Origin of the sequence: Streptomyces sp. NPDC050121, from assembly GCF_044460385.1 — a bacterium.
Taxonomy (GTDB): domain Bacteria; phylum Actinomycetota; class Actinomycetes; order Streptomycetales; family Streptomycetaceae; genus Streptomyces; species Streptomyces soliscabiei.
The window spans coordinates 140,638-165,241 of record NZ_JBITJV010000005.1 but is presented as its reverse complement, the minus strand read 5'-3'; the positions used below and the strand labels follow the sequence as shown (position 1 = coordinate 165,241).

Annotated in this window: 24 protein-coding genes; 21 read left to right on the top strand and 3 right to left on the bottom strand. The window is 70.1% G+C overall.

The window, feature by feature from the left end:
- The first annotated feature begins 139 nt into the window (after positions 1-139).
- Positions 140-1,555 carry a sugar porter family MFS transporter gene (locus tag ACIBTS_RS10355; RefSeq protein WP_399318179.1) on the top strand — a complete coding sequence of 472 codons (1,416 nt, stop codon included), beginning with the start codon at positions 140-142 and terminating at the stop codon, positions 1,553-1,555.
- 91 nt (positions 1,556-1,646) lie between these two features.
- Here the strand turns inward: ACIBTS_RS10355 and ACIBTS_RS10350 are convergent, their stop codons facing one another.
- The gene (locus ACIBTS_RS10350; protein ID WP_079659243.1) at positions 1,647-2,618 is read right to left on the bottom strand and encodes an LLM class flavin-dependent oxidoreductase; all 972 of its coding nucleotides are present in this window, start codon (positions 2,616-2,618) and stop codon (positions 1,647-1,649) included.
- A 170-nt stretch (positions 2,619-2,788) separates the two neighbouring features.
- Here ACIBTS_RS10350 and ftsY point away from each other — a divergent pair, with 170 nt between their 5' ends.
- Complete coding sequence (gene ftsY / locus ACIBTS_RS10345) at positions 2,789-3,994, top strand: signal recognition particle-docking protein FtsY (RefSeq protein WP_399318178.1); 1,206 nt, start codon at positions 2,789-2,791, stop codon at positions 3,992-3,994.
- Between the two features lie 125 nt (positions 3,995-4,119).
- Here ftsY and ACIBTS_RS10340 read toward each other — a convergent pair whose 3' ends face one another.
- The gene (locus ACIBTS_RS10340; RefSeq protein WP_399318176.1) at positions 4,120-4,776 is read right to left on the bottom strand and encodes a bifunctional DNA primase/polymerase; all 657 of its coding nucleotides are present in this window, start codon (positions 4,774-4,776) and stop codon (positions 4,120-4,122) included.
- A gap of 448 nt (positions 4,777-5,224) precedes the next feature.
- On the opposite strand from ACIBTS_RS10340, the gene ACIBTS_RS10335 reads away from it, so the two are divergent.
- From ACIBTS_RS10335 to ffh, 5 genes are all read left to right on the top strand, one after another.
- A complete protein-coding gene (locus tag ACIBTS_RS10335; RefSeq protein ID WP_399318175.1) occupies positions 5,225-6,709 on the top strand; it encodes a hypothetical protein in 1,485 nt (494 codons plus the stop codon).
- A 337-nt stretch (positions 6,710-7,046) separates the two neighbouring features.
- Complete coding sequence (locus tag ACIBTS_RS10330; RefSeq protein WP_399318173.1) at positions 7,047-8,390, top strand: ammonium transporter; 1,344 nt, start codon at positions 7,047-7,049, stop codon at positions 8,388-8,390.
- The gene (locus ACIBTS_RS10325; RefSeq protein WP_003997576.1) at positions 8,387-8,725 is read left to right on the top strand and encodes a P-II family nitrogen regulator; all 339 of its coding nucleotides are present in this window, start codon (positions 8,387-8,389) and stop codon (positions 8,723-8,725) included. The genes ACIBTS_RS10330 and ACIBTS_RS10325 overlap by 4 nt, the downstream gene beginning before the upstream one ends.
- Before the next feature lie 26 nt (positions 8,726-8,751).
- Positions 8,752-11,199 carry a [protein-PII] uridylyltransferase gene (locus ACIBTS_RS10320; protein WP_319670425.1) on the top strand — a complete coding sequence of 816 codons (2,448 nt, stop codon included), beginning with the start codon at positions 8,752-8,754 and terminating at the stop codon, positions 11,197-11,199.
- Positions 11,200-11,349: 150 nt separating this feature from the next.
- Positions 11,350-12,900: a signal recognition particle protein gene (gene ffh, locus ACIBTS_RS10315; protein ID WP_334576907.1), complete on the top strand. Its 1,551-nt coding sequence runs from the start codon at positions 11,350-11,352 to the stop codon at positions 12,898-12,900.
- Between the two features lie 242 nt (positions 12,901-13,142).
- Here ffh and ACIBTS_RS10310 read toward each other — a convergent pair whose 3' ends face one another.
- Positions 13,143-14,048, bottom strand: a complete 906-nt coding sequence (locus ACIBTS_RS10310; RefSeq protein WP_399318170.1) for an SAM-dependent methyltransferase — start codon at positions 14,046-14,048, stop codon at positions 13,143-13,145.
- A 199-nt stretch (positions 14,049-14,247) separates the two neighbouring features.
- Between ACIBTS_RS10310 and proS the strand changes: the two genes are divergently transcribed.
- From proS to ACIBTS_RS10240, 14 genes are all read left to right on the top strand, one after another.
- The gene (gene proS, locus ACIBTS_RS10305) at positions 14,248-15,663 is read left to right on the top strand and encodes a proline--tRNA ligase (RefSeq protein ID WP_399318168.1); all 1,416 of its coding nucleotides are present in this window, start codon (positions 14,248-14,250) and stop codon (positions 15,661-15,663) included.
- A 315-nt stretch (positions 15,664-15,978) separates the two neighbouring features.
- Positions 15,979-16,575 (top strand): hypothetical protein, encoded by a 597-nt coding sequence (locus ACIBTS_RS10300; RefSeq protein ID WP_079659231.1) that lies wholly within the window; start codon positions 15,979-15,981, stop codon positions 16,573-16,575.
- 333 nt (positions 16,576-16,908) lie between these two features.
- A complete protein-coding gene (rpsP, locus tag ACIBTS_RS10295; RefSeq protein WP_079659230.1) occupies positions 16,909-17,331 on the top strand; it encodes a 30S ribosomal protein S16 in 423 nt (140 codons plus the stop codon).
- A 5-nt stretch (positions 17,332-17,336) separates the two neighbouring features.
- Positions 17,337-17,576: an RNA-binding protein gene (locus ACIBTS_RS10290; RefSeq protein ID WP_003973401.1), complete on the top strand. Its 240-nt coding sequence runs from the start codon at positions 17,337-17,339 to the stop codon at positions 17,574-17,576.
- 84 nt (positions 17,577-17,660) lie between these two features.
- On the top strand, positions 17,661-18,221 hold the full coding sequence (gene rimM, locus ACIBTS_RS10285; RefSeq protein WP_079659229.1) for a ribosome maturation factor RimM: 561 nt from the start codon (positions 17,661-17,663) through the stop codon (positions 18,219-18,221).
- Positions 18,221-19,054, top strand: coding sequence for a tRNA (guanosine(37)-N1)-methyltransferase TrmD (gene trmD / locus ACIBTS_RS10280; protein ID WP_399318166.1), 834 nt, complete (start codon positions 18,221-18,223; stop codon positions 19,052-19,054). The genes rimM and trmD overlap by 1 nt, the downstream gene beginning before the upstream one ends.
- A gap of 137 nt (positions 19,055-19,191) precedes the next feature.
- On the top strand, positions 19,192-19,542 hold the full coding sequence (gene rplS, locus ACIBTS_RS10275; RefSeq protein ID WP_030943163.1) for a 50S ribosomal protein L19: 351 nt from the start codon (positions 19,192-19,194) through the stop codon (positions 19,540-19,542).
- Between the two features lie 45 nt (positions 19,543-19,587).
- Positions 19,588-20,319, top strand: coding sequence for a signal peptidase I (gene lepB, locus ACIBTS_RS10270; RefSeq protein WP_399318164.1), 732 nt, complete (start codon positions 19,588-19,590; stop codon positions 20,317-20,319).
- A complete protein-coding gene (gene lepB / locus ACIBTS_RS10265) occupies positions 20,312-21,409 on the top strand; it encodes a signal peptidase I (protein ID WP_399318162.1) in 1,098 nt (365 codons plus the stop codon). The genes lepB (ACIBTS_RS10270) and lepB (ACIBTS_RS10265) overlap by 8 nt, the downstream gene beginning before the upstream one ends.
- Complete coding sequence (gene lepB / locus ACIBTS_RS10260) at positions 21,297-22,277, top strand: signal peptidase I (protein ID WP_399318160.1); 981 nt, start codon at positions 21,297-21,299, stop codon at positions 22,275-22,277. The genes lepB (ACIBTS_RS10265) and lepB (ACIBTS_RS10260) overlap by 113 nt, the downstream gene beginning before the upstream one ends.
- Before the next feature lie 140 nt (positions 22,278-22,417).
- Entirely contained in the window at positions 22,418-23,200 is a 783-nt protein-coding gene (gene lepB / locus ACIBTS_RS10255) for a signal peptidase I (RefSeq protein ID WP_319670417.1), read from the top strand.
- Complete coding sequence (locus ACIBTS_RS10250) at positions 23,190-23,744, top strand: NUDIX hydrolase (RefSeq protein WP_399318157.1); 555 nt, start codon at positions 23,190-23,192, stop codon at positions 23,742-23,744. Before lepB (ACIBTS_RS10255) ends, ACIBTS_RS10250 begins: the two co-directional genes overlap by 11 nt.
- Positions 23,745-23,800: 56 nt before the next feature.
- Positions 23,801-24,109: a DUF2469 domain-containing protein gene (locus ACIBTS_RS10245; RefSeq protein ID WP_008737534.1), complete on the top strand. Its 309-nt coding sequence runs from the start codon at positions 23,801-23,803 to the stop codon at positions 24,107-24,109.
- Between the two features lie 117 nt (positions 24,110-24,226).
- The gene (locus ACIBTS_RS10240) at positions 24,227-24,604 is read left to right on the top strand and encodes a YraN family protein (protein WP_079659222.1); all 378 of its coding nucleotides are present in this window, start codon (positions 24,227-24,229) and stop codon (positions 24,602-24,604) included.

Below are 24,604 nucleotides of genomic sequence, written 5' to 3'. Positions count from 1 at the left end.
AGTGAACGAATGTGACCCTTTCGTGTCTGTGATCTCACAATTCCCTCCGTTTGATTTTGAGACTTGAAGGCATAGTCTCTGGAACGTCGAATTTACCTTCAGGTACCACCTATCTGGGGGTCCCACGAGGGAGTGGAACGTGACCACAGCGCAGCCAACAAAGTCAGGAACCCGGACGGCTCACCCCGATCATCTCGGGCACGTCATCTTCATCGCGGCGGCGGCCGCGATGGGCGGCTTCCTCTTCGGCTACGACAGCTCTGTCATCAACGGCGCCGTCGAGGCGATCAGGGACCGCTACGACGTCGGCTCCGCGGCCCTGGCGCAGGTCATCGCCATCGCCCTGATCGGCTGCGCCATCGGCGCCGCCTACGCCGGACGGATCGCCGACCGCATCGGCCGCATCCGGGTCATGCAGATCGCCGCCGTGCTGTTCACCGTCAGCGCCGTCGGCTCGGCCCTGCCCTTCGCGCTCTGGGACTTCGCCATGTGGCGCGTCGTCGGCGGCTTCGCCATCGGCATGGCCTCCGTCATCGGCCCCGCCTACATCGCCGAGGTCGCCCCGCCCGCCTACCGCGGCCGCCTCGGCTCCTTCCAGCAGGCCGCCATCGTCATCGGCATCGCCATCTCGCAGCTGGTCAACTGGGGCCTGCTGAACTCCGCCGGCGGCGACCAGCGCGGCAAGCTCATGGGCCTGGAGGCCTGGCAGGTCATGCTCGGTGTGATGGTCGTCCCGGCCGTCCTCTACGGCCTGCTCTCCTTCGTCATCCCCGAGTCCCCCCGCTTCCTGATCTCCGTCGGCAAGCACGAGCGCGCCCGCGAGATCCTCGAAGAGGTCGAGGGCAACAGCTCCGACCTGGACGTCCGCGTCACCGAGATCGAGCACGCCATGAAGAGCGAGCACAAGTCCACCTTCAAGGACCTGCTCGGCGGCGGCTTCTTCTTCAAGCCGATCGTCTGGATCGGCATCGGCCTGTCGGTCTTCCAGCAGTTCGTCGGCATCAACGTCGCGTTCTACTACTCCTCGACGCTGTGGCAGTCCGTCGGCGTCGACCCGACGGACTCGTTCTTCTACTCCTTCACGACCTCGATCATCAACATCGTCGGCACCGTGATCGCGATGATCTTCGTGGACCGCGTCGGCCGCAGGCCGCTCGCCCTCATCGGCTCCGTCGGCATGGTCGTCGGCCTCGCGCTGGAGGCCTGGGCGTTCAGCTTCGACCTGGTCGACGGCAAACTCCCGGCCACGCAGGGCTGGATCGCCCTGATCGCCGCCCATGTGTTCGTCCTCTTCTTCGCCCTGTCCTGGGGTGTCGTCGTCTGGGTCTTCCTCGGCGAGATGTTCCCCAACCGGATCCGCGCCGCCGCCCTGGGCGTGGCCGCCTCCGCACAGTGGATCGCCAACTGGGCCATCACGGCGAGCTTCCCGTCCCTGGCCGACTGGAACCTCTCCGTGACCTACGTGATCTACACGGTCTTCGCCGCGCTCTCCATCCCGTTCGTCCTCAAGTACGTCAAGGAGACGAAGGGCAAGGCGCTGGAGGAGATGGGCTGAGCCTCGTACAGGAGGCTCCCTTCGAGCTCGAGGAGCCGGGCCGAGTCCCCGCCGCCCGCTCCTCGACACCCGTAGGACGTACTGCCCCGGCTCACCCCCCGAGCCGGGGCAGGACGTCCTCGCAGAACAGTCGCAGACTCCGCCATCCCTCCGCCACCGGCATCCCGCCCGCCAGCGGATGCAGGACCAGATTGTCGAGGTCCTGCGCCACACACGCGTCCGGCGTGAGAATCCGGTACACGCCCTCGTCCCGGAGTTCCTCGACCGTCATCGCCCCCGACTTCACCGCCGAGCGGATCTCGCCGGACTGCCAGGAGGCGTACGTCCGTGCCTCGTGCAGGAAGTGACCGCCGTACGCGGCCCACGCCCGGTCCGGATCCTCGGCGATGTGCAGCAGCGGCGTCTCGGCGCCCGGCATCATCGTCCACCCCGACGTCCCGTACTCCACGAGCCGCTCCTTGTAGTACGCCTCCAGCTCCGGCAGGTGCGCGCTCGGGAAGAACGGCAGCCCGAGCCGGGCGGCCCGCCGGGCGGCGGCCTTCGACGAGCCGCCGACCAGAAGGAGGGGGTGCGGATCGGACGCGGGGCGCGGGGTGACCCGTACCGTACGGCCGCGGTACTCGAACTCCTCGCCGGTCCAGGCCTTCAGCACGGTCTCCAACAGCTCGTCCTGAAGCCGGCCCCGCCGCTTCCAGTCCACCCCGGCCCGCGCGTACTCCTCGGGCCGGTAGCCGATCCCGGCGACCGTGACCAGCCGGCCGCCGCTCAGCAGATCGAGCACGGCGATGTCCTCGGCGAGCCGCAGCGGGTCGTGCAGCGGGCCGATGACGGCGGAGACGGTCACCGCCAGCCGTCGGGTCGCGCCGAGCACCGCGCCCGCGAAGGCGAACGGCGACGGCAGCCAGTTGTTCTCGACGCCGTGATGCTCCTCGGTCTGCACGAGGGTCACCCCGTGCTCGTCGGCATACGCGGCCATCTCCAGCGCGGCCCGGTAACGCTCGCCGAGCTCGGCGGGGGTCGCACCGGGGGCGACGAGGTTGAAACGAACGACGGTGACGGGCATGGGAGGCCCCTTCGCCGGGCGGATGGGGTGCTGGTGCAGGGGGACGGTAGCTGACGAGGCGTCAGGTAACCAGAGGCAGTGCACGCCCGCACGACGAGCAGGGCATGCCGCCGTTCGGACGTGCCGCCACCCGCCCAGGCGCGGAGGGGTCACGCATACTGGGCTCTGTTATGGAAACCGTCATCCTTGCTGTAGTCATCGCCGTGGTCGTGCTCGCGGTGCTCGGCGGGCTCGTCGTCGGCAGTCGACGGAAGAAGTCGCTGCCCCCGCCGCCCCCCACCGCGCCCGACCTCACCGCCCCTCCGGCCGAACCGCACGTCGGCGACGAGGCCGAGACACCGCGCGACGAACCGCGCCGCACGATCGAGGAGGTGGATCTTCCCGACGGCGGCTCGACCGGCGTCGCCGTCGAGGAACCGCCTGTCATCGAGGTCCCCGAGCTCGAGATCCCGGAGCCCACCGAGGGGCGGCTGGTCCGCCTCCGCGCCCGCCTCTCCCGCTCGCAGAACGCCCTCGGCAAAGGGCTGCTCACGCTGCTCTCACGCGAGCACCTCGACGACGACACCTGGGAGGAGATCGAGGACACGCTGCTCACCGCCGACGTCGGCGTGACCCCCACCCAGGAGCTGGTCGAGCGGCTGCGCGAGCGCGTCAGGGTGCTCGGCACCCGCACCCCCGAGGAGCTGCGCGCCCTGCTGCGCGAGGAGCTGCTCAAGCTGGTCGGCACCGAGGTCGACCGCACCGTGAAGACCGAGCCCGAGGACCGCAAGCCCGGCATCGTGATGGTCGTCGGGGTCAACGGCACCGGCAAGACCACCACCACCGGCAAACTCGCGCGCGTGCTCGTCGCCGACGGGCAGACCGTCGTCCTCGGCGCCGCCGACACCTTCCGCGCCGCCGCCGCCGACCAGCTCCAGACCTGGGGTGAGCGGGTCGGCGCCCACACCGTGCGCGGCCCCGAGGCCGGCGACCCCGCCTCCGTCGCGTTCGACGCGGTGAAGGAGGGCAAGGAGATGGGCGTCGACGTCGTCCTCATCGACACCGCCGGACGGCTGCACACCAAGACCGGGCTCATGGACGAGCTCGGCAAGGTCAAGCGTGTCGTCGAGAAGCACGCCCCGCTCGACGAGGTGCTGCTCGTCCTCGACGCCACCACCGGGCAGAACGGCCTCGTCCAGGCCCGGGTCTTCGCCGAGGTCGTCGACATCACCGGCATCGTCCTGACCAAGCTGGACGGTACGGCGAAGGGCGGCATCGTGGTCGCCGTCCAGCGCGAGCTCGGCGTCCCGGTCAAGCTCGTCGGACTCGGCGAGGGCGCGGACGACCTGGCGCCGTTCGAGCCGGAGGCGTTCGTTGACGCCCTTATCGGAGACTGACCGACCCCTACCGACCTTGGCACGACCGCGAGAAGCGCCCGCCCCAGCTGCAGTAGGAGCGGGCGCTTCGGCGTGTACGACCGTTTCGGCCGGTGCGTGCGGTGCGTGCGGTGTGTTGGGTGCGGCTACGCCCGTGACCGATGGGCGACGTACGCCAGCGTCCCGAGCAGCAGGCGGGCCTGTGGGGGTCGGGTCGCCGAGTCCAGGGCGGGTGGGCGCAGCCAGCGGACCGGGCCGAGGCCGCCGCGGTCGGAGGGCGGGGCCGTGATGTACGTACCGGGGCCGAGGCCGCGCAGGTCGAGGGCGGCCGGGTCGTCCCAGCCCATGCGGTAGAGGAGGTCGGTCAGCTCGGCGGCGGCGCCGGGGGCGACGAAGAACTGGGTGCGGCCCTCGGGAGTGGCGGTGACCGGGCCCAGCGGGAGGCCCATGCGCTCCAGGCGGACCAGGGCGCGGCGGCCGGCGGGCTCCGCGACGTCGATCACGTCGAACGCACGCCCGACGGGCAGCATGACCGCGGCCCCAGGGAATTCCCCCCAGGTCCTGCTCACGTCGTCGAGGGTGGCTCCGGCGGGGACCCGGGGGGCGAACCCCAGGGGATGCGCGCCGGGCTCGCCGCACGTGGAGCGCCCACACGAGCAGACGCCCGCCGCGGCCCGTGCGCCCGGCACCGCGTCCCAGCCCCACAGTCCCGTGAACTCGGCGACGGCGGTGCACTCGGACGAGCGACCGCGCCTGCGCGCGCCGGAGCGGATCTCGCGAATGCCGCCGATCGTGAAGCCCATGCCCCCTCCAACGGGTCCGACGCGCCAGCGGTTACGTAATGGACGCATGTCGTAACTGTGCGTGCTCACACTGCCCCGTGGCCGCCCTGTGCGGGCAGCGCCCTGAAGCGCCCCGGGTGGTGTGCTCGACCGCGTGCGCCCCCGAATGCTTCGCTCCGCTCATTCCAGGCCGTTCAGTGTCAAGTGAATCGCGTACAGGTCAACGGCAGTTCATCCGAAGGGGTGGCGAATGGTGGCGATTCCGGGATCGCCATGGCTGGGGGCGTGATCGTGGGATTACTTTGAGTGTGCAGGTCCTGGAGGCACATGCGCCCATGGGTATGCCGGAGGCAAGTCGGCTCTCCGTTCGAAGGGTGACAAGTACCGGACGGCAGGCCGTATTTACCGGCATTCTGATAAGGCTTGGCGCACTCAGTGACAAGTGGTCTCAGGGAGTGGGGGCGTTCCAGTGGGCGGCAACGGCGGAAGCGGAAACAACGCTGCGAGCGCGGACAAGCGCCCGAACGAGCTGCTCACGTCGTGGTTCGTGCGCAGCGGCTGGTCGAAGGGTGAGCTGGCCCGTCAAGTCAACCGTCGGGCACGCCAGTTGGGCGCCAACCACATCTCCACAGACACCTCGCGCGTGCGCCGCTGGCTGGACGGCGAGAACCCCCGAGAGCCCATCCCCAGGATCCTGTCCGAGCTGTTCTCGGAGCGGTTCGGCTGTGTCGTCTCCGTCGAGGACCTCGGGTTGCGCTCGGCGCGCCATGCGCCCTCGGCGACCGGCGTCGACCTGCCGTGGACGGCCCCGCAGACGGTCGCCCAGCTCAGCGAGTTCTCGCGCAGCGACCTGATGCTCGCGCGGCGCGGCTTCCTCGGGACCTCGCTGGCCCTGTGCGCGGGACCGTCCCTCATCGAGCCCATGCAGCGCTGGCTCGTCCCCTCGCCGCCCGCCCCGCCGGCGGAACCCGACTCGGTCCCCACCAGCCGGGCTCGCGGCCGGCTCTCCCGGCCCGAGCTGGACCTGCTGGAGTCCACCACCGTGATGTTCCGCCAATGGGACGCGCAGTGCGGCGGCGGTCTGCGCCGCAAGGCGGTCGTCGGACAGCTGCACGAGGTGACGGACCTCCTCCAGGAGCCCCAGCCCGGGGCCACCGCGAGGAGGCTCTTCAAGGTCGCCGCCGAGCTGGCGGAGCTCGCGGGCTGGATGAGTTACGACGTCGGGCTCCAGCCGACCGCGCAGAAGTACTTCGTCCTCGCCCTGCATGCCGCCAAGGAGGCCGGTGACCGGCCCCTCGGCAGTTACGTGCTGTCCAGCATGAGCCGCCAGATGATCCACCTCGGCCGGCCCGAGGACGCGCTGGAGCTGATCCACCTCGCGCAGTACGGCAGCCGGGACTGCGCGAGCCCGCGCACCCAGTCCATGCTGTATGCGATGGAGGCCCGCGCCTACGCCAACATGGGGCAGCCCGGGCGGTGCAAGCGGGCGGTGCGGATGGCCGAGGACACCTTCGCCGAGGCGGACGAGTGGGACGAGCCCGACCCCGACTGGATCCAGTTCTTCTCCGAGGCCGAGCTGCACGGCGAGAACAGCCACTCCTTCCGTGACCTGGCCTATGTCGCCGGCCGCAGCCCCACCTACGCCTCGCTGGCCGAGCCCCTGATGAGCAAGGCCGTGCAGAAGTTCGCCGGGGACGCCGACCACCAGCGGTCCTACGTGCTGAACCTGATCGGCATGGCCACGGTCCATCTCCTGCAGCGTGAACCCGAGCAGAGCGCCACCCTCGCCACCCAGGCCATGAAGGAGGCCAAGAAGGTGCGCTCCGAGCGCGTCAACACTCGTATTCGAAAAACCGTCGACAGCGCCGTGCGCGAGTTCGGGGATCTCACGGAGGTCGTGGACCTGACCGAGCGGCTCACCATCGAGCTGCCGGAGACGGCCGAAGCGGTCTGAACCAGCTGGTCCACCGAGCAAAACCCTAGAACCCCGGCCGCGGCCGACCCTCCCGAACTGCCCGACTCGGCTCCCCCATGCCAGGTCATCGGAAGGCCGACCGTGGCCGGTTCTTTGTCTTCTCCGAAGGTTGCGCCACGATAACGATCGAATCCGGCAGAATCCGGCAGTTCATCGATGCGTAACACACACGGCGTCTTCGTCACGGCGGCGAAACAACCCGGGGCCTCCACCGAAACCGCGCTGCGTCAATCTCATGGCGCATAACCGGCCCACCCCTCACGAACCCGCTCTGGCTTCGCCCGCACGGGGCCGTACCTACGACGAGGAGACGCCGATGGCAGCAGCCATCACGCTTGCCGCGGAGGCACCCAAGCTGTCCTCCGCGAACACAGGCTTCATGCTCATCTGTTCCGCCCTGGTGCTGATCATGACCCCGGGCCTCGCCTTCTTCTACGGAGGCATGGTCCGCGTCAAGAGCACACTGAACATGCTGATGATGAGTTTCATCAGCATCGGGATCGTCACCATCCTGTGGGTGTTGTACGGCTTCTCCCTCGCTTTCGGCACCGACTCCGGCAGCCTCATCGGCTGGAACTCCGACTGGGTCGGCCTCAGCAACATCGGCCTGACGGACCTCTGGGACGGCTACACCATCCCGATCTTCGTCTTCATGGTCTTCCAGATGATGTTCGCCATCATCACGCCCGCCCTGATAAGCGGCGCCCTCGCCGACCGCGTCAAGTTCTCCGCGTGGGCGCTCTTCGTCGCCCTGTGGGCCACGGTCGTCTACTTCCCGGTCGCGCACTGGGTCTGGGGCGCCGGCGGGTGGGCCTTCGAGCTGGGCGTCATCGACTTCGCCGGTGGTACGGCGGTCCACATCAACGCCGGTGCCGCGGCCCTCGGCGTGATCCTGGTCATCGGCAAGCGCGTCGGCTTCAAGAAGGACCCGATGCGGCCGCACAGCCTGCCGCTGGTCATGCTCGGCGCCGGTCTGCTGTGGTTCGGCTGGTTCGGCTTCAACGCCGGCTCGTGGCTCGGCAACGACGACGGCGTCGGCGCGCTGATGTTCGTCAACACGCAGGTCGCCACCGCCGCCGCGATGCTCGCCTGGCTCATCTACGAGAAGATCCGCCACGGCGCGTTCACCACGCTGGGCGCCGCCTCCGGCGCGGTCGCCGGCCTGGTCGCCATCACCCCGTCCGGCGGTGCGATCTCCCCGCTCGGCGCGATCGCGGTCGGCGCCATCGCCGGTCTGCTCTGCGCCATGGCCGTCGGCCTGAAGTACAGGTTCGGCTACGACGACTCGCTCGACGTCGTCGGCGTCCACCTCGTCGGCGGTGTCATCGGCTCCCTGCTGATCGGTTTCTTCGCCACCGGCAAGGGCCAGTCCACCGCGACCGGCGTCTTCTACGGCGACCACTCCTTCGACCAGCTGTGGAAGCAGTGCGCCGGTGTCTTCGCGGTCCTCGCCTACTCGCTGGTGGTCTCCGCGATCCTCGCCTTCCTCCTCGACAAGACCATCGGCATGCGGGTCTCCGAGGACGACGAGGTGGCCGGCATCGACCAGGCCGAGCACGCCGAGACCGCATACGACTTCAGCGGGGCCGGCGGCGGCGCCGCCCGCACGACCGCCCTCCCGACCGCGGTCACCGGCCAGAGCAAGAAGGTGGACGCATGAAGCTCATCACCGCTGTCGTGAAGCCCCACCGGCTCGACGAGATCAAGGAAGCCCTCCAGGCGTTCGGCGTCCACGGTCTGACGGTCACCGAGGCCAGCGGCTACGGTCGTCAGCGGGGACACACCGAGGTCTACCGTGGTGCCGAGTACACCGTCGACCTGGTCCCCAAGATCCGCATCGAGGTGCTGGCCGAGGACGACGACGCCGAGCAGCTGATCGACGTCATCGTCAAGGCGGCCCGCACCGGCAAGATCGGTGACGGCAAGGTCTGGTCCCTCCCGGTCGAGACGGCCGTACGGGTCCGCACCGGCGAGCGCGGCCCGGACGCGCTCTGACGGCAGAACAGAACAGGAGTCGCTGGGTGACGAGCACGGACGTGCGAAAAGAAGCAGAGGACTCGGGACCCAGCGGCTATGCGGCGGCCCGGCTGCGCCTCCTCACCGAGGAGGCGCGGTCCGGGCCGCCGCGCCGTGCCGCCCTCGCGGAACTGACCGACGACTGGCTGACCGGGCTCTTCACGGCGGGCACGGAGGAACTGAAGGGCGTCTCCCTGGTCGCCGTCGGCGGCTACGGCCGCGGCGAGCTCTCCCCACGCAGCGACCTCGACCTCCTGCTGCTGCACGACGGAGAGGACCCCAAGGCGGTCGCCGCCCTCGCCGACCGCCTCTGGTACCCGGTCTGGGACCTCGGCCTCGCCCTCGACCACTCGGTGCGCACCCCGGCCGAGGCCCGCAAGACCGCCGGCGAGGACCTGAAGGTCCACCTCGGCCTCCTGGACGCCCGCCATCTCGCCGGCGACCTCGGCCTGACCGCCGGACTGCGTACGGCCGTCCTCGCCGACTGGCGCAACCAGGCGCCCAAACGGCTTCCCGAGCTCCAGGAGCTGTGCGCCGAGCGCGCCGAGCGGCAGGGCGAGCTGCAGTACCTGCTGGAACCGGACATCAAGGAGGCCCGCGGCGGCCTGCGGGACGCCACCGCGCTGCGTGCCGTGGCAGCTTCCTGGCTGGCGGACGCGCCCCGCGAGGGCCTCGACGACGCCCGCCGCCGACTCCTCGACGTCCGCGACGCCCTGCACCTGACGACCGGGCGGGCGACCGACCGGCTCGCGCTCCAGGAGCAGGACCAGGTCGCGACCGAGCTCGGCCTGCTCGACGCCGACACGCTGCTGCGCCAGGTGTACGAGGCGGCGCGGGTCATCTCGTATGCGAGCGATGTCACCTGGCGTGAAGTGGGGCGCGTACTGCGGTCGCGCGCCGTGCGGCCGCGGCTGCGCGCCATGCTGGGGGGCGGAAAGCCCGTCGCCGAGCGGTCTCCGCTGGCCGAAGGAGTCGTGGAGCAGGACGGCGAGGTGGTGCTCGCCCGCGCCGCACGCCCCGAACGCGACCCCGTTCTCCCCCTGCGTGCCGCGGCCGCCGCCGCGCAGGCCGGACTCCCGCTCTCCCTGCACGCCGTACGGCGCCTCGCGGCCACCGTGCGCCCCTTGCCCACGCCCTGGCCCGCCGAGGCCCGAGAACAACTGGTCACCCTGCTCGGCTCGGGCCAGCCCACCATCGACGTCTGGGAGGCGCTGGAGGCCGAGGGCCTGATCACGCGTCTGCTGCCGGACTGGGAGCGGGTGCGCTGCCGGCCGCAGCGCAACGCCGTGCACATCTGGACCGTCGACCGGCATCTCATCGAGACCGCCGTGCGCGCCTCCGAGTTCACCCGTCGCGTCAGCCGCCCGGACCTGCTGCTGGTCTCCGCGCTGCTGCACGACATCGGCAAGGGCTGGCCCGGTGACCACTCGGTGGCGGGCGAGATCATCGCCAAGGACGTCGCCGCCCGCATCGGCTTCGACCGCGCCGACGTCGCCGTCCTCTCCACGCTCGTACGGCACCACCTGCTGCTGATCGAGACGGCCACCCGGCGCGACCTTGAGGACCCGGCCACGGTCCGCTCGGTCGCGGACGCGGTCGGTTCGCAGAGCACACTGGAACTGCTGCACGCGCTCACCGAGGCGGACGCGCTGGCCACCGGGCCCGCCGCCTGGTCCTCCTGGCGGGGTTCGCTCGTGGCGGACCTGGTCAAGCGGGTCGCAGCGGTCCTCGCCGGCGACGCGCCCGACGAGCCCGACGACAGCGCGCCCACCGCCGAACAGGAGCGGCTGGCCATCGAGGCGATCGCCACGGGCAGCCCGGTGCTCTCCCTGCGCGCCCAGACCGAGTCGCCCACGGAGGAGCAGCCGGACGGTGATCCCGAGCCGCTCGGCGTGGAACTGCTCATCGCCGTACCGGACCAGGCGGGCGTGCTGCCCGCGGTGGCCGGCGTGCTGGCCATGCACCGGCTGACCGTCCGCACGGCCGAGCTGCGCGCCCTGGACCTGCCGGACGGCGTCGACGGCTCCGTCCTGCTGCTGAACTGGCGGGTCGCCGCCGAGTACGGCTCGCTGCCCCAGGCGGCCCGGCTGCGCGCCGACCTCGTACGCGCCCTGGACGGCTCGCTGGACATCGCCGGACGGCTCGCCGAGCGGGACGCCGCCTACCCCCGGCGGCGCGGCTGGGCTGCGCCCCCCGCGCGCGTGACGGTCGCTTCGGCGGCCTCCCGCCACGCCACGGTGATCGAAGTACGCGCCCAGGACGCACCCGGCCTGCTGTTCCGGATCGGGGCGGCGCTGGAGGACGCCGCGGTGCGGGTGCGCAGCATGCACGTCTCCACGCTGGGCGCGAACGCCGTCGACGCCTTCTACGTGACGCAAGCGCAGGGCGCGCCACTGGCGGGGGACGAGGCGGTGACCGTGGCACGGAAGCTTGAGGAGAAATTGAGGGCGTGACGCGTGCCACGTCACCGGTGCTGATCGCGCCCCGCTTCGCGGGGCTTCCGTCCCCGTCCGTTGAATGCAACGGGCGGGGACGATTCCTTGGCTGGGCCAGATACCCTGGAGGGCAGCCCACCGCCCCCGACTCCGAGGACCGACGTCGCCGTGTTCGATACCCTCTCCGACCGCCTCAGCGCGACTTTCAAGAATCTCCGCGGCAAGGGCAGGCTGTCCGAGGCGGACATCGACGCCACGGCGCGCGAGATCCGCATCGCCCTCCTCGAAGCCGACGTGGCCCTGCCGGTCGTCCGCACGTTCATCAAGAACGTCAAGGAGCGTGCCCTCGGCTCCGACGTCTCCAAGGCGCTGAACCCCGCCCAGCAGGTCCTGAAGATCGTCAACGAGGAACTCGTCACGATCCTCGGCGGCGAGACGCGGCGCCTGCGCTTCGCCAAGCAGCCGCCGACCGTGATCATGCTCGCGGGTCTGCAGGGCGCCGGTAAGACCACCCTCGCGGGCAAGCTCGGCCGCTGGCTGAAGGAGCAGGGCCACTCGCCGCTCCTGGTCGCCGCCGACCTCCAGCGCCCCAACGCCGTCAACCAGCTCAGCGTCGTCGCCGAGCGCGCCGGGGTGGCCGTCTACGCCCCGCAGCCCGGCAACGGCGTCGGCGACCCGGTCCAGGTCGCCAAGGACTCCATCGAGTTCGCGAAGTCCAAGGTCCACGACATCGTGATCGTGGACACCGCCGGCCGCCTCGGCATCGACGCCGAGCTGATGCAGCAGGCCGCGGACATCCGCGACGCCGTCTCGCCCGACGAGATCCTCTTCGTCGTCGACGCGATGATCGGTCAGGACGCCGTGAACACGGCCGAGGCCTTCCGCGACGGCGTCGGCTTCGACGGTGTGGTGCTGTCGAAGCTCGACGGTGACGCCCGTGGTGGCGCCGCCCTGTCGATCGCCTCCGTGACCGGCAAGCCGATCATGTTCGCCTCGAACGGCGAGAAGCTCGACGACTTCGACGCCTTCCACCCCGACCGGATGGCCTCCCGCATCCTCGACATGGGTGACCTGCTCACCCTGATCGAGCAGGCGGAGAAGACGTTCAGTCAGGAAGAGGCCGAGAAGATGGCCTCCAAGCTGGCGTCCAAGAAGGGCCAGGACTTCACCCTGGACGACTTCCTGGCCCAGATGGAGCAGGTCAGGAAGATGGGCAGCATCTCCAAGCTGCTCGGCATGCTGCCCGGCATGGGCCAGATCAAGGACCAGATCAACAACCTCGACGAGCGGGACGTCGACCGCACGGCCGCGATCATCAAGTCGATGACCCCGGGCGAGCGCCAGGACCCGACGATCATCAACGGCTCGCGCCGCGCCCGTATCGCCAAGGGTTCCGGTGTCGAGGTCAGCGCGGTGAAGGGCCTGGTCGAGCGGTTCTTCGAGGCCCGCAAGATGATGTCCCGGATGGCCCAGGGCGGCGGCATGCCCGGCATGCCGGGGATGCCGGGCATGGGCGGCGGCCCCGGCCGGCAGAAGAAGCAGCCCAAGCAGGCCAAGGGCAAGCAGCGCTCCGGCAACCCGATGAAGCGCAAGCAGCAGGAGCTGGAGGCGGCCCAGCGCCGCGAGGCCCAGGCCCAGGGCGGCAACGCGCTCGGGCTGCCGCAGCAGGGTGCCCAGGACTTCGAGCTGCCGGACGAGTTCAAGAAGTTCATGGGCTGAGTGCCCGAGTACGTCGTCGAGGGTTCGGCGAGGGCGCCCTTCTCCGGAAGGGCGCCCTCGCTCTTTCTGGGCATGCCGTTCACCGTCACGGCCGAGCCGGTCGTCCGGCACCACGGCTTTCCGGCACCACGGCTTTCCGGCCAATCTGCTGATGCCACCCTCGACGGCATCGACCACGAGATGCGGCATCGTCGACGAGTGCTACGAGATGGCCCGCCGCCAACTCGGCGCGGTGAGAGGCCTCAGGGTGTGCGCGCGATCAGGTACCGGAAGACGTTCGGCATCCACACCGTGCCGTCCGGCCGCCGATAGGGGTGCAGCGCCTCCGCCAGTTCCTTGTCGACCTGTGCCTGGTCCGTCGCCGTGACCGCCGCGTCGAACAGGCCCGTGGACAGCAGACCCTTCAGGGCGCTCTGCACATCGGCGTACCCGAAGGGGCAGGCCACCCGCCCCGAACCGTCCGGCTTCAGCCCGGCCCGCTGGGCGACCTCCTCCAGGTCGTCGCGCAGCGCCGGGCGCAGCCGGACCGTGCCGTCGCGCAGCGGATCGGCCAGCTTCGCCGCGACCCGCAACACCGCGGACGTGGCGCAGCGTTCCGGCGGACCCCAGCCGACCAGCACCACGGGCGCCCCGCGCGCGGCGAGCGGCGTCGAGGCCGCGAGCAGTCCGGCGAGGCCGTCCGCGTCGCCCGCGAGGCATCCGATCGGCTCGAAGGCGGTCACCAGGGTGTATCCGGCCGTCTCCAGGCCGGCCGCGTCCTCGGGCGACCGGTCGGTGAGCCGGATGCGGTCGTGGTTCCCGCCGTTCCGGCCGCCTTCGGCGGCTCCACGCGCGCGTGCGGAGCGCTCCGGCTCTCCCGGCAGCAGTCGCCGGCGGGCGAGCGTCAGCCGTTCGGGGAAGGAGGTCTCCACCCCTGTGAGCGCGGCCGCCCCTCTCGAGGCCGCCATCAGCAGGGCGAGCCCGGAGCCGCAGCCAAGAGCGAGGAGCCGGGTGCCGACGCCTACGTCGAGCCGTTCGTAGACGGCCTCGTAGAGCGGGACCAGCATCCGCTCCTGGATCTCCGACCAGTCACGCGCGCGTGCGCCCAGGTCCGCGCGGGACGTCGGCCCCGCGTGAGGCAGTGGCTGCCGCACGAGCACAGGTGTCATGGATAAGCGCCCCAATCCGCCGAGAGTTGCCGCAGTAACCGATCAGGTGGCCCCCGTGCAGTGCGCTCGCACTTCCCCCGTATGCCAGGTAACTCCCCGTTCGCGACGGCGTCCAGGGGTCTCGGGGCCCCGCTTGTGGCCCGGCTGGGCCTGTGGCGAGAATTCACATTCCGGCAATCTGGACCCGTACCATCGCGCCATGGCAAAGGCACCCGTTCTCACCCCGCGGGCGGACGACTTCCCCCGCTGGTACCAGGATCTGATCACCAAGGCGGAACTGGCCGACAACGGCCCGGTGCGCGGCACCATGGTGATCCGACCGTACGGGTACGGGCTGTGGGAGCGGATGCAGGCGGAGATGGACACCCGCATCAAGGAGACCGGCACCGAGAACGCGTACTTCCCGCTGCTGATCCCGCAGTCGTACCTGACGCGGGAAGCGGACCATGTCGAGGGTTTCGCGCCCGAACTGGCCGTGGTCACGCACGGCGGCGGCAAGGAGCTGGAGGAGCCGGCGGTCGTCCGGCCCACCTCCGAGACCATCGTCAACGAGTACTTCTCCAAGTGGGTGCAGAGCTACCGCGACCTGCCCCTGCTGATCAACCAGTGGGCCAACGTGGTCCGTTGGGAGCTGCGCCCCCGTCTCTTCCTGCGGACGTCCGAGTTCCTGTGGCAGGAGGGGCACACGGCCCACGCCACCTACGAGGAGGCCCGCGACTTCGCCGCGCACATCCACCGCGAGGTCTACGGCGACTTCCTGGAGAACGTCCTCGCGATCGACGCGGTCGCCGGCCGCAAGACGGTCAAGGAGCGCTTCGCGGGCGCCATCAACACGCTCACCCTCGAGAGCATGATGGGCGACGGCAAGGCCCTGCAGATGGTCACCAGCCATGAGCTGGGCCAGAACTTCGCCAAGGCCTTCAACACCCGCTACCTGTCGAAGGACGGCGCCCAGGAGCTGGTCTGGCAGACCTCATGGGGCTCCACGACCCGCATGATCGGCGCCCTGGTGATGACCCACGGCGACGACGACGGGCTGCGGGTGCCGCCGCGGCTGGCGCACGTCCAGGTCGTCGTCCTGGCGATCAAGGGCGACGAGGCGGTTCTGGCCAAGGTCCGCGAGCTGGGCGACCGGCTGAAGGCGGCGGGCGTCCGCGTCCGGGTCGACGACCGCACCGACGTTCCCTTCGGGCGGCGCGCGGTCGACTGGGAGCTCAAGGGCGTGCCGGTCCGCATCGAGATCGGCCCCCGCGACCTGGAGAACGACACGGCGATGCTGGCCCGCCGCATCCCGGGAGGCAAGGAGCCGGTGGCGATCGACAAGCTGGTGGGCCTGCTGCCGGGCATCCTCGAAGAGGACCAGGCGCTGCTGCTGACGCAGTCCCGCGAGCGCCGCGAGTCCCGGACGACGGACGTGTCGACGATTCCCGAGGCGGCGGAGGCGGCCGTCGCCGGCGGCTGGGCGCGCATCCCGTGGGCGACCCTCGGCGAGGAGGGCGAGGCCGCACTGGCCGAGCAGTCCCTGACCGTACGGTGTCTGGTGGCCGAGGATGGGTCGGTGCCGGACGACGGGGACGCTCCCGGTAACGTCGCGATCGTCGCGCGCGCTTACTGAGACAGCGCCCTTCGCCCAAGAGGGCGACCGAAACGCCTCTTGCGCCCCTGCGGAACATCCGTACCCCGGCGCGCGGACATGGTCTACGCGCCAGGCCAAGGGGGTGGCCCGCAGGGCCTCGGTTGAGGGTGGTGGTGGGAGACGGGTGGGCGTACGTGGGCCTACGCACCAGCTTGGTATGAGCTGTGAGGCTTCTCCGCAGATCAGCGCACCCGCCCTCGTCCGGACGCATCAGTGGCAACTGACGGGTACGTGCAAATTATTTGGGATGCCCCGGAATAGGAACACAGGGGCACCCCCGCTCGTTGTCATTACGTGAGCACGACACAGACACCACCAGTTCTCGCCGCAGAGCTGGCAGAGGCGTGGGCCGACATTCAGCGGTACCACCCCGAACTGCCGGATCTTGCCGCGCCAGAGTCCCTGATCGGGGAGTCGTCGTCCGCCTGCGGTCACGAGCTCTCCTTCGAGCGACTGCTCCATGAGGCAGTCCATGGCATCGCCGCCGCCCGCGGTGTCCGCGACACCTCCCGCGCCGGCCGCTACCACAACCGCAGATTCCTCGCGATCGCCGAGGAGATGGGCCTGGACCACCCCGAGGAACCCCACCCCAGCAGCGGTTTCTCCCTGGTCACGCTCAACCCCGAGGCCAAGCGCCGCTACCGGCCCACGATCGAGCGCCTCCAGCGGGCCCTCAAGGCCCATCTGGCCGCCACCTCCTCCGACACCACCCGTACCTTCCGCGGCCCCGCGGCCCGGCACGGCTCCTCCGGCGGAGGCGTCCGCGTCAAGGCCGTCTGCGACTGCGGGCGCAACGTCCGGGTTGTGCCGTCGGTCCTGGCCCAGGCGCCCATCGTGTGCGGGGGCTGCGGCAAGCCGTTCCGCATCCCGGAGATCGCCGGCGCCGCGTAACAGCGGACGGCCCAGCACCGGCATCTCGTGGCTGCCGGTCGACGGCGAGGCGCGGGGTGGTCGCACACCGCGGGCACCCCGCAGCGCCGGGCCGCGCACCCGACGTGCGCTCACCGCGTCCGACGCCGGGTGCCGCTGAAGCACGCCCGGGTACGGCCGGCCCCTCGGCCCGAGGCGACCCGCCGGGTATGGCACAATGGCTAGCTGTACTCGACAGTCGCACAGGACCCCTCTCTCCTCCGGCTGACGCGTCCATCGGGCACTCGGGTACCGCAACCCCACGCGGCAATCTCGCCGTGCCCAATCACGTCAAAACCAGGAGAACCCACTCCCGTGGCAGTCAAGATCAAGCTGAAGCGTCTGGGCAAGATCCGTTCGCCTCACTACCGCATCGTCGTCGCCGACAGCCGTACCCGTCGTGACGGCCGTGCGATCGAGGAGATCGGCAAGTACCAGCCGACGTACCACCCGTCGATCATCGAGGTCGACGCCGACCGTGTCGCGTACTGGCTGGGTGTCGGCGCGCAGCCGACCGAGCCCGTTCTCGCCATCCTGAAGAAGACCGGCGACTGGCAGAAGTTCAAGGGCGAGCCCGCCCCGGCGCCGCTGCTCGTCGCCGAGCCGAAGAAGGCTCGCCCGTCGTTCGAGGCCCTCGGTGGCGACGACTCGGGCAAGGGTGAGGCCATCACCCAGAAGAAGAAGGCTGAGAAGAAGGACGAGGCCGCGGCCGAGTCCTCTGAGCCGACCGAGGCCTGAGCAGCATGCTCGAAGAGGCGCTTGAGCACCTCGTGAAGGGCATCGTCGACAACCCCGACGATGTGCAGGTCGCCTCGCGCAACCTGCGCCGCGGGCGCGTGCTCGAGGTCCGGGTGCACCCGGACGACCTCGGCAAGGTCATCGGCCGCAACGGCCGCACCGCACGCGCTCTGCGCACCGTCGTGGGCGCCATCGGCGGCCGGGGCGTCCGCGTCGACCTCGTCGACGTGGATCACGTCCGCTGACGCGTTTCGCAGCACCGGCTCGGGCCGGGGAGGGCCACTGGGCCGTCCCCGGCCCGTAGTCGTGATGACAGGAGATTCTGAGAAGTGCAGCTCGTAGTCGCACGGATCGGCCGCGCCCACGGCATCAAGGGCGAGGTCACCGTCGAGGTACGCACCGACGAGCCGGAGCTGCGGCTCGCGCCCGGCGCCGTCCTGTCCACGGACCCGGCCTCGACCGGCCCGCTGACCATCGAGACCGGCCGCGTCCACAGCGGCCGTCTCCTCCTGCGCTTCGAGGGCGTGCGTGACCGCAACGCCGCCGAAGCCCTGCGCAACACCCTCCTGATCGCCGAGGTCGACCCGGCCGAGCTGCCCGAGGAGGAGGACGAGTACTACGACCATCAGCTGATGGACCTGGACGTGGTCACCACCGACGGCGTCGAGGTCGGCCGGATCACCGAGATCTCGCACCTGCCCTCCCAGGACCTGTTCATCGTCGAGCGGCCCGACGGCAGCGAGGTGATGATCCCGTTCGTCGAGTCGATCGTCACCGAGATCGACCTCGAGGAGCAGCGGGCGATCATCGACCCGCCGCCCGGGCTCATCGACGACCGCGCGGAGATCGCGTCCGCACGGGACGAGGCCGAGGGCGAGGACGCGTCGTAATGCGCCTCGACGTCGTCACGATCTTCCCCGAGTACCTCGATCCGCTGAACGTCTCCCTCGTCGGCAAGGCACGCGCGCGTGGGCAGCTCGACGTCCAGGTGCACGACCTGCGGGAGTGGACGTACGACCGGCACAACACGGTCGACGACACGCCCTACGGCGGCGGACCCGGCATGGTCATGAAGACCGAGCCCTGGGGCGACGCCCTCGACTCCGTCCTCGCCGACGGCTACGAGCGAGGCTCGCGCGCACCCGCGATCGTCGTCCCGACGCCCAGCGGGCGCCCCTTCACCCAGGAACTGGCCGTCGAACTCTCCGAGCGCCCCTGGCTGATCTTCACGCCGGCCCGCTACGAGGGCATCGACCGGCGGGTCATAGACGAGTACGCCACTCGGATCCCCGTCTACGAGGTCTCCATCGGCGACTACGTCCTGGCCGGCGGCGAGGCCGCCGTCCTGGTCGTCACCGAGGCCGTGGCACGCCTGCTGCCCGGGGTGCTCGGCAACGCCGAGTCCCACCGCGACGACTCCTTCGCCCCTGGCGTCATGGCCAACCTCCTGGAAGGCCCCGTCTACACCAAGCCGCCCGCCTGGCGCGGCCGGGACATCCCCGACGTGCTGCTCAGCGGCCACCACGGGAAGATCGCCCGCTGGCGGCGCGACGAAGCGCTGCGCCGTACGACGGCCAACCGGCCCGACCTGATCGAGCGCTGCGACCCGAAGACCTTCGACAAGAAGGACCGCGAGATGCTCTCCATCCTGGGCTGGGCGCCCGACCCGCAGGGCGAGCCGTACGGTCGATTTTGGCGCAGGACCGAGGGCGTGGAAGAATAGGTCGCTGTTGTGCGCCGTCCGGTGTGCGCCCCTGCCGCAGGGGGACACGACGCCCGCCTCGACGGGCACACGGCACTCAATCCTCGAACATCTAGTTCCGTTGATGACCTGTGGCATCAGCGAAGAAAGCAGACGAAATGTCTCACCTGCTCGACACCGTCGACGCCGCGTCGCTGCGCAGCGACGTCCCGGCCTTCCGCCCGGGTGACACCGTCAACGTCCACGTGCGCGTCATCGAGGGCAACCGCTCCCGTGTGCAGCAGTTCAAGGGCGTTGTGATCCGCCGCCAGGGCGCCGGTGTCCGCGAGACCTTCACGGTCCGCAAGGTCTCCTTCTCCGTCGGCGTCGAGCGCACCTTCCCGGTGCACACCCCGATCGTCGAGAAGATCGAGCTCGTCACCCGCGGTGACGTGCGTCGCGCCAAGCTGTACTACCTCCGTGAGCTGCGCGGCAAGGCCGCGAAGATCAAGGAGAAGCGCGACAACTGAGCGCGCCGAGGGGTTCAAAGCGGGGCCGGATAACATCTGGCCCCGATGGACACCGAAGCTCAGCCGACGACGGAGCGCGACCGCTCCTCCAGCCCTTCCGTTTCCGTGGACGCCTCCCAGGAGGTCCCGGACACCGAGGGAGTGGAGGGACGGTCGCGTTTCGCGTTGGCGGCACGCGTCATCCAGTGGCTGCCGGGCGGCCGGATCAGTCTGTCCCTGTTGATCGGCCTGGTGTCTTTGCTGCTCCTCAACGCTTTCGTGGCGCAGCCATTCCAGATTCCCAGCGGATCCATGGAAAACGGATTGAGGATCGGCGACCGGGTTCTCGTAAATAAGTTGGCGTACCGTTTCGGTGCCGAGCCGCAGCGCGGTGACGTCATCGTGTTCGACGGCACCGGGTACTTCGGGAACTCCGACTACATCAAGCGCGTCGTGGGTGTAGGGGGAGACCACGTGGTCTGCTGCGACAAGGAGGGGAGGATCCAGGTGAACGGCCGGTCGGTCGACGAGTCGACGTTCCTGTACCCCGGCGACAGCCCGTCCACGGTGGACTTCGACGTGGCCGTGCCCATGAACACCCTGTTCGTCCTCGGTGACCACCGCAGCCACTCCAGCGACTCCCGGGACCATCTGGGCTCACCGGGCGGCGGCATGATCCCCGTAGACGTTGTGATCGGCCGCGCCGACTGGATCGTCTGGCCGTATGCGCACCTGACCCGACTGCCCCGCCCGAGCGGTTACGCGCGCGTGCCCGGTGGGGAGGGCGCCCATGGGTAACCGCGGCAGACCGCGCGGCGTCCCCGCCTCCGCCGCGGACCAGCTCCTGCCCACCGGCGTCCGGCGCGCCTCCAGTCCGGCAGGCGGCCGCACGCGCGCGGAGCGACGCAAGCTGCAGCGCAAGGTCAAGCGCAAGCGCAGGCGCTCCGCCGTCCGTGAGATACCGCTGCTGGTCGGGGTCGCCGTCCTGATAGCGCTGGTCCTGAAGACGTTCCTGGTGCAGGCCTTCGTGATCCCGTCCGGGTCCATGGAGCAGACGATCCGGATCGGCGACCGCGTCCTGGTCGACAAGTTCACCCCGTGGTTCGGCTCCAAGCCCGAGCGCGGGGACGTCGTCGTGTTCAAGGACCCCGGCGGCTGGCTCAACGACGAGCAGACGACGACCAAGAAGAAGGACCCCGTCGTCGTCAAGCAGATCAAGGAAGGGCTCACGTTCATCGGTCTGCTGCCGTCCGACAACGAGAAGGACCTCATCAAGCGCGTCGTCGGGGTGGGCGGCGACCGCGTCGTGTGCTGTGACGCGCAGAAGCGGGTGACCGTCAACGGGGTTCCTCTGGAGGAGGGGGCCTATCTGTATCCCGGCAACGAGCCCTCCAGCACGCCGTTCGACATCACCGTCCCGCAGGGGCGGCTGTGGGTGATGGGGGACCACCGGGCCAACTCCGCGGACTCCCGCTCCCACCAGAACACCGACTACGGCGGCACCGTCTCCGAGGACGAGGTGGTGGGCCGGGCCATGGTCATCGCCTGGCCCCTGGGCCACTGGGTCCGTCTCAAAGAACCGCAAACTTTCTCATCCGTGACCGGCTCGGCCGCCACGGCGACCGCCGCCGCCCAGCTGTCGCATAGGGTTGCTTCCGGCGATCCGAACGGATCAATTCGACAACTCCCGAGCCCTGCGGAACTCCCGCTCGTTATGGGAGTAGTGGGCCTGCGTCGTATGTGGGGCAGGCAGCGGCACAGAGTGAGGAGTTGGCGTGGGGGATGTGGCGGTTGGCGCACGGTCCGGGCACGACGGCGAGGATCACCGCGGACGGTCCGTGGAAGCCGCCGACCCGGCCTCGGACAGCGCCGTGAACGCAGAGAATGACCCCGTGGCGGGCGGTGAGGGCCCGCCGGCGGACGAGCCGCCCCGGACCGGTGGCGAGGGGTCGGGCGACTCTGCCCCGAAGGCGAAGAAGCCGCGCTCCTTCTGGAAGGAGCTGCCGATCCTGATCGGCATCGCGCTCGTCCTGGCCCTGCTGATCAAGACGTTCCTGGTGCAGGCGTTCTCCATCCCGTCGGCGTCGATGGAGAACACCCTCAAGATCGGTGACCGGGTCCTCGTCGACAAACTGACCCCCTGGTTCGGCTCCGAGCCGGAGCGCGGCGAGGTCATCGTCTTCCACGACCCCGACGACTGGCTGGCGGGCGAGAACACCGCCAATCCGAACGCCTTCCAGACCTTCCTCAGCTGGATCGGCCTGATGCCGTCCGCGGAGGAGAAGGACCTGATCAAGCGAGTCATCGGCGTCGGCGGCGACACCGTCTCCTGCAAGGGCACAGGCCCGCTCACGGTCAACGGCAAGGCGCTGAACGAGCCGTACGTGTACCCCGGCAACACCCCGTGCAGCCAGGACGACCAGGGCGGCCAGTTCTCGGTGAAGGTCCCCAAGGGCTTCGTCTGGGTCATGGGCGACCACCGCCAGAACTCGCGCGATTCGCGTTACAACCAGTCGGACGTGAACCACGGCATGGTGCCTGTCGACCAGGTCGTCGGGCGTGCCATCGTCAAGGCCTGGCCGCTCAGCCGCTGGGGCACGCTGCCCGTGCCGGACACCTTCGACCAGACTGGTCTGAGCGAGCAGTCCGCGGCGTCCACGGCGCTGACGGTCGCCCCGCAGGGCCTCGCCCTCGCCGGGGCCGTGCCGGTGGTCCTGTGGCGCCGTCGGCGCACGCAGGAGTCCGCGACCCGCTGATCTTCCGGCTTCCGTTCGGCAAACCCTTTCCCAAGCTTGTGACCACGGCCGGGGAAGACAGGGGAAGACGGGCGGAGACCGGGGAAGAGCGGGAAAGAAGGGCTGACCCGATTCGGTACCGCCGGGTAGGGTGCGGACCCATGGGTGGCGAGAGCATGACGCGTACGGCCCCGCACAGTGGCGGTGGCACAAGCAGTGGCCCGGTGGGCAGCCGGACCGGACAGCGACTGTCCGGACTGGCCGTCGCACTGGGCCTCGCACTGTTCCTCGGCGGATTCGGCTGGGGAGCCCTGATCTACCGGCCGTACACCGTGCCCACCAGTTCCATGAGCCCGACGATCGCCGCCGGTGACCGCGTGCTGGCCGAGCGGGTCGACGGCGGCGAGGTGCGCCGCGGGGACGTCGTCGTCTTCAGCGACAAGACGTGGGTGACCAACGCGCTCGTCGTCAAGCGGGTGGTCGCCGTCGGCGGCGACACGGTCTCCTGCTGCACCGACGGCAAGCTCACCGTCAACGGCAAGCAGATCGAAGAACCGTATCTGCCCCCGGGTAGCCTGGCCGAGATCAAGAACTTCCCCACCGTGAAGGTCCCCGACGGCAGGCTCTTCCTGCTCGGCGACGAGCGGCAGGGCTCGCTAGACTCCACCGCCCACCTCACGGACGCCGCCCAGGGCACGGTCGCGCGCAGTGCCGTCAAGGCCCGTGTCGACTCCGTCGTCTGGCCCATGAACGGCATGCTGAAGCGACCCACGGGCTTCGAGACGCTCGGTGCCCTCTCCCAGCCGGGCCCGCTGCGGACGATCACCTGGCTGATCCTCGCCGGTGCCGTGCTGGTCCTCGGCGGCGGCGCGTACGGCCCGATCGCCAAGCGGACCTCGGGCCGCCGCACCCGCCCCCAGCCGGAGCCGGCCGGTGCCCGCTGAGACGACCGACGGCACCGACGGCTCGGCCGGCGCGGGCGTCGACTCCTACGAGGGCGGTCTGCGCAAGGTCGCCCGGGTCGTCCTGCTCGACCCGCAGGAGCGCATCCTGCTGCTGCACGGCCACGAACCGGACGACCCGGCCGACGACTGGTGGTTCACGCCCGGCGGGGGCGTGGAGGGCGACGAGACCCGTGAACAGGCTGCTCTGCGGGAACTCGCCGAGGAGACCGGCATCACCGAGGTCGAGCTCGGCCCGGTGCTGTGGCGACGGAAGTGTTCCTTCCCGTTCGCGGGCCGCCGCTGGGACCAGGACGAGTGGTACTACCTGGCCCGGACGGCCGATACGCACAGCTCGGCGCCCCGGCCCACGGCCCTGACCGAGCTGGAGCGGCGCAGCGTCGCCGGAGCGCGTTGGTGGACGTGTCAGGAACTGACCCGGGCACATGAGACGGTGTATCCGACCAGACTCGCCGAGCTGCTGCGCACGCTGCTCGACGACGGTCCCCCGGCCGGACCCGTAACCCTGGACACGGAAATCGTCTAGAGGCGCACGGGACTGGCGCACAATGGGGAGATCGCACGGCTGAAGGGGAACATGCCATGAGTGCCGAGGACCTCGAGAAGTACGAGACCGAGATGGAGCTGAAGCTCTACCGGGAGTACCGCGATGTCGTCGGTCTGTTCAAATACGTGATCGAGACCGAGCGGCGCTTCTACCTCACCAACGACTACGAGATGCAGGTGCACTCGGTACAGGGCGAGGTGTTCTTCGAGGTGTCGATGGCGGACGCCTGGGTGTGGGACATGTACCGGCCGGCCCGGTTCGTGAAGCAGGTACGGGTGCTCACGTTCAAGGACGTGAACATCGAGGAGCTGAACAAGACCGATCTGGAGCTTCCGGGGAGCTGAGGCCCGCAGGCGGACGCCCGTGTGGGTGACCGGGTTATCCACAGTCGCCGAGTTCTCCACCAAGATCCTTTCCGCGGCGGCGGATGCGTGAACGTGGGTGCCGGAGGTGGTGCCCACATGAGCACGAACACGGATCTGGCCCGAGGCGCACTCGGCAGGTACGGCGAGGAACTGGCCGCCCGGCGGCTGACCGAGGCCGGGATGACGGTCCTGGAGCGCAACTGGCGCTGCGGCAGGACGGGTGAGATCGACATCGTCGCCAGGGACGGCGACGTCCTGGTCGTCTGCGAGGTGAAGACCCGCAGGGGCGGCGCTTTCCAGCACCCGATGGCTGCGGTCACCCCGGAGAAGGCCGAGCGGCTGCGCGGGCTCGCCGAGCGGTGGATCCAGACGCACGGGGGAGCCCCGCCCGGCGGCGTCCGCATCGACCTGATCGGCGTCGTCCTGCCCCGCCGCGGCGCGGCTGTCGTCGAGCACGCGCGGGGGGTGGCCTGA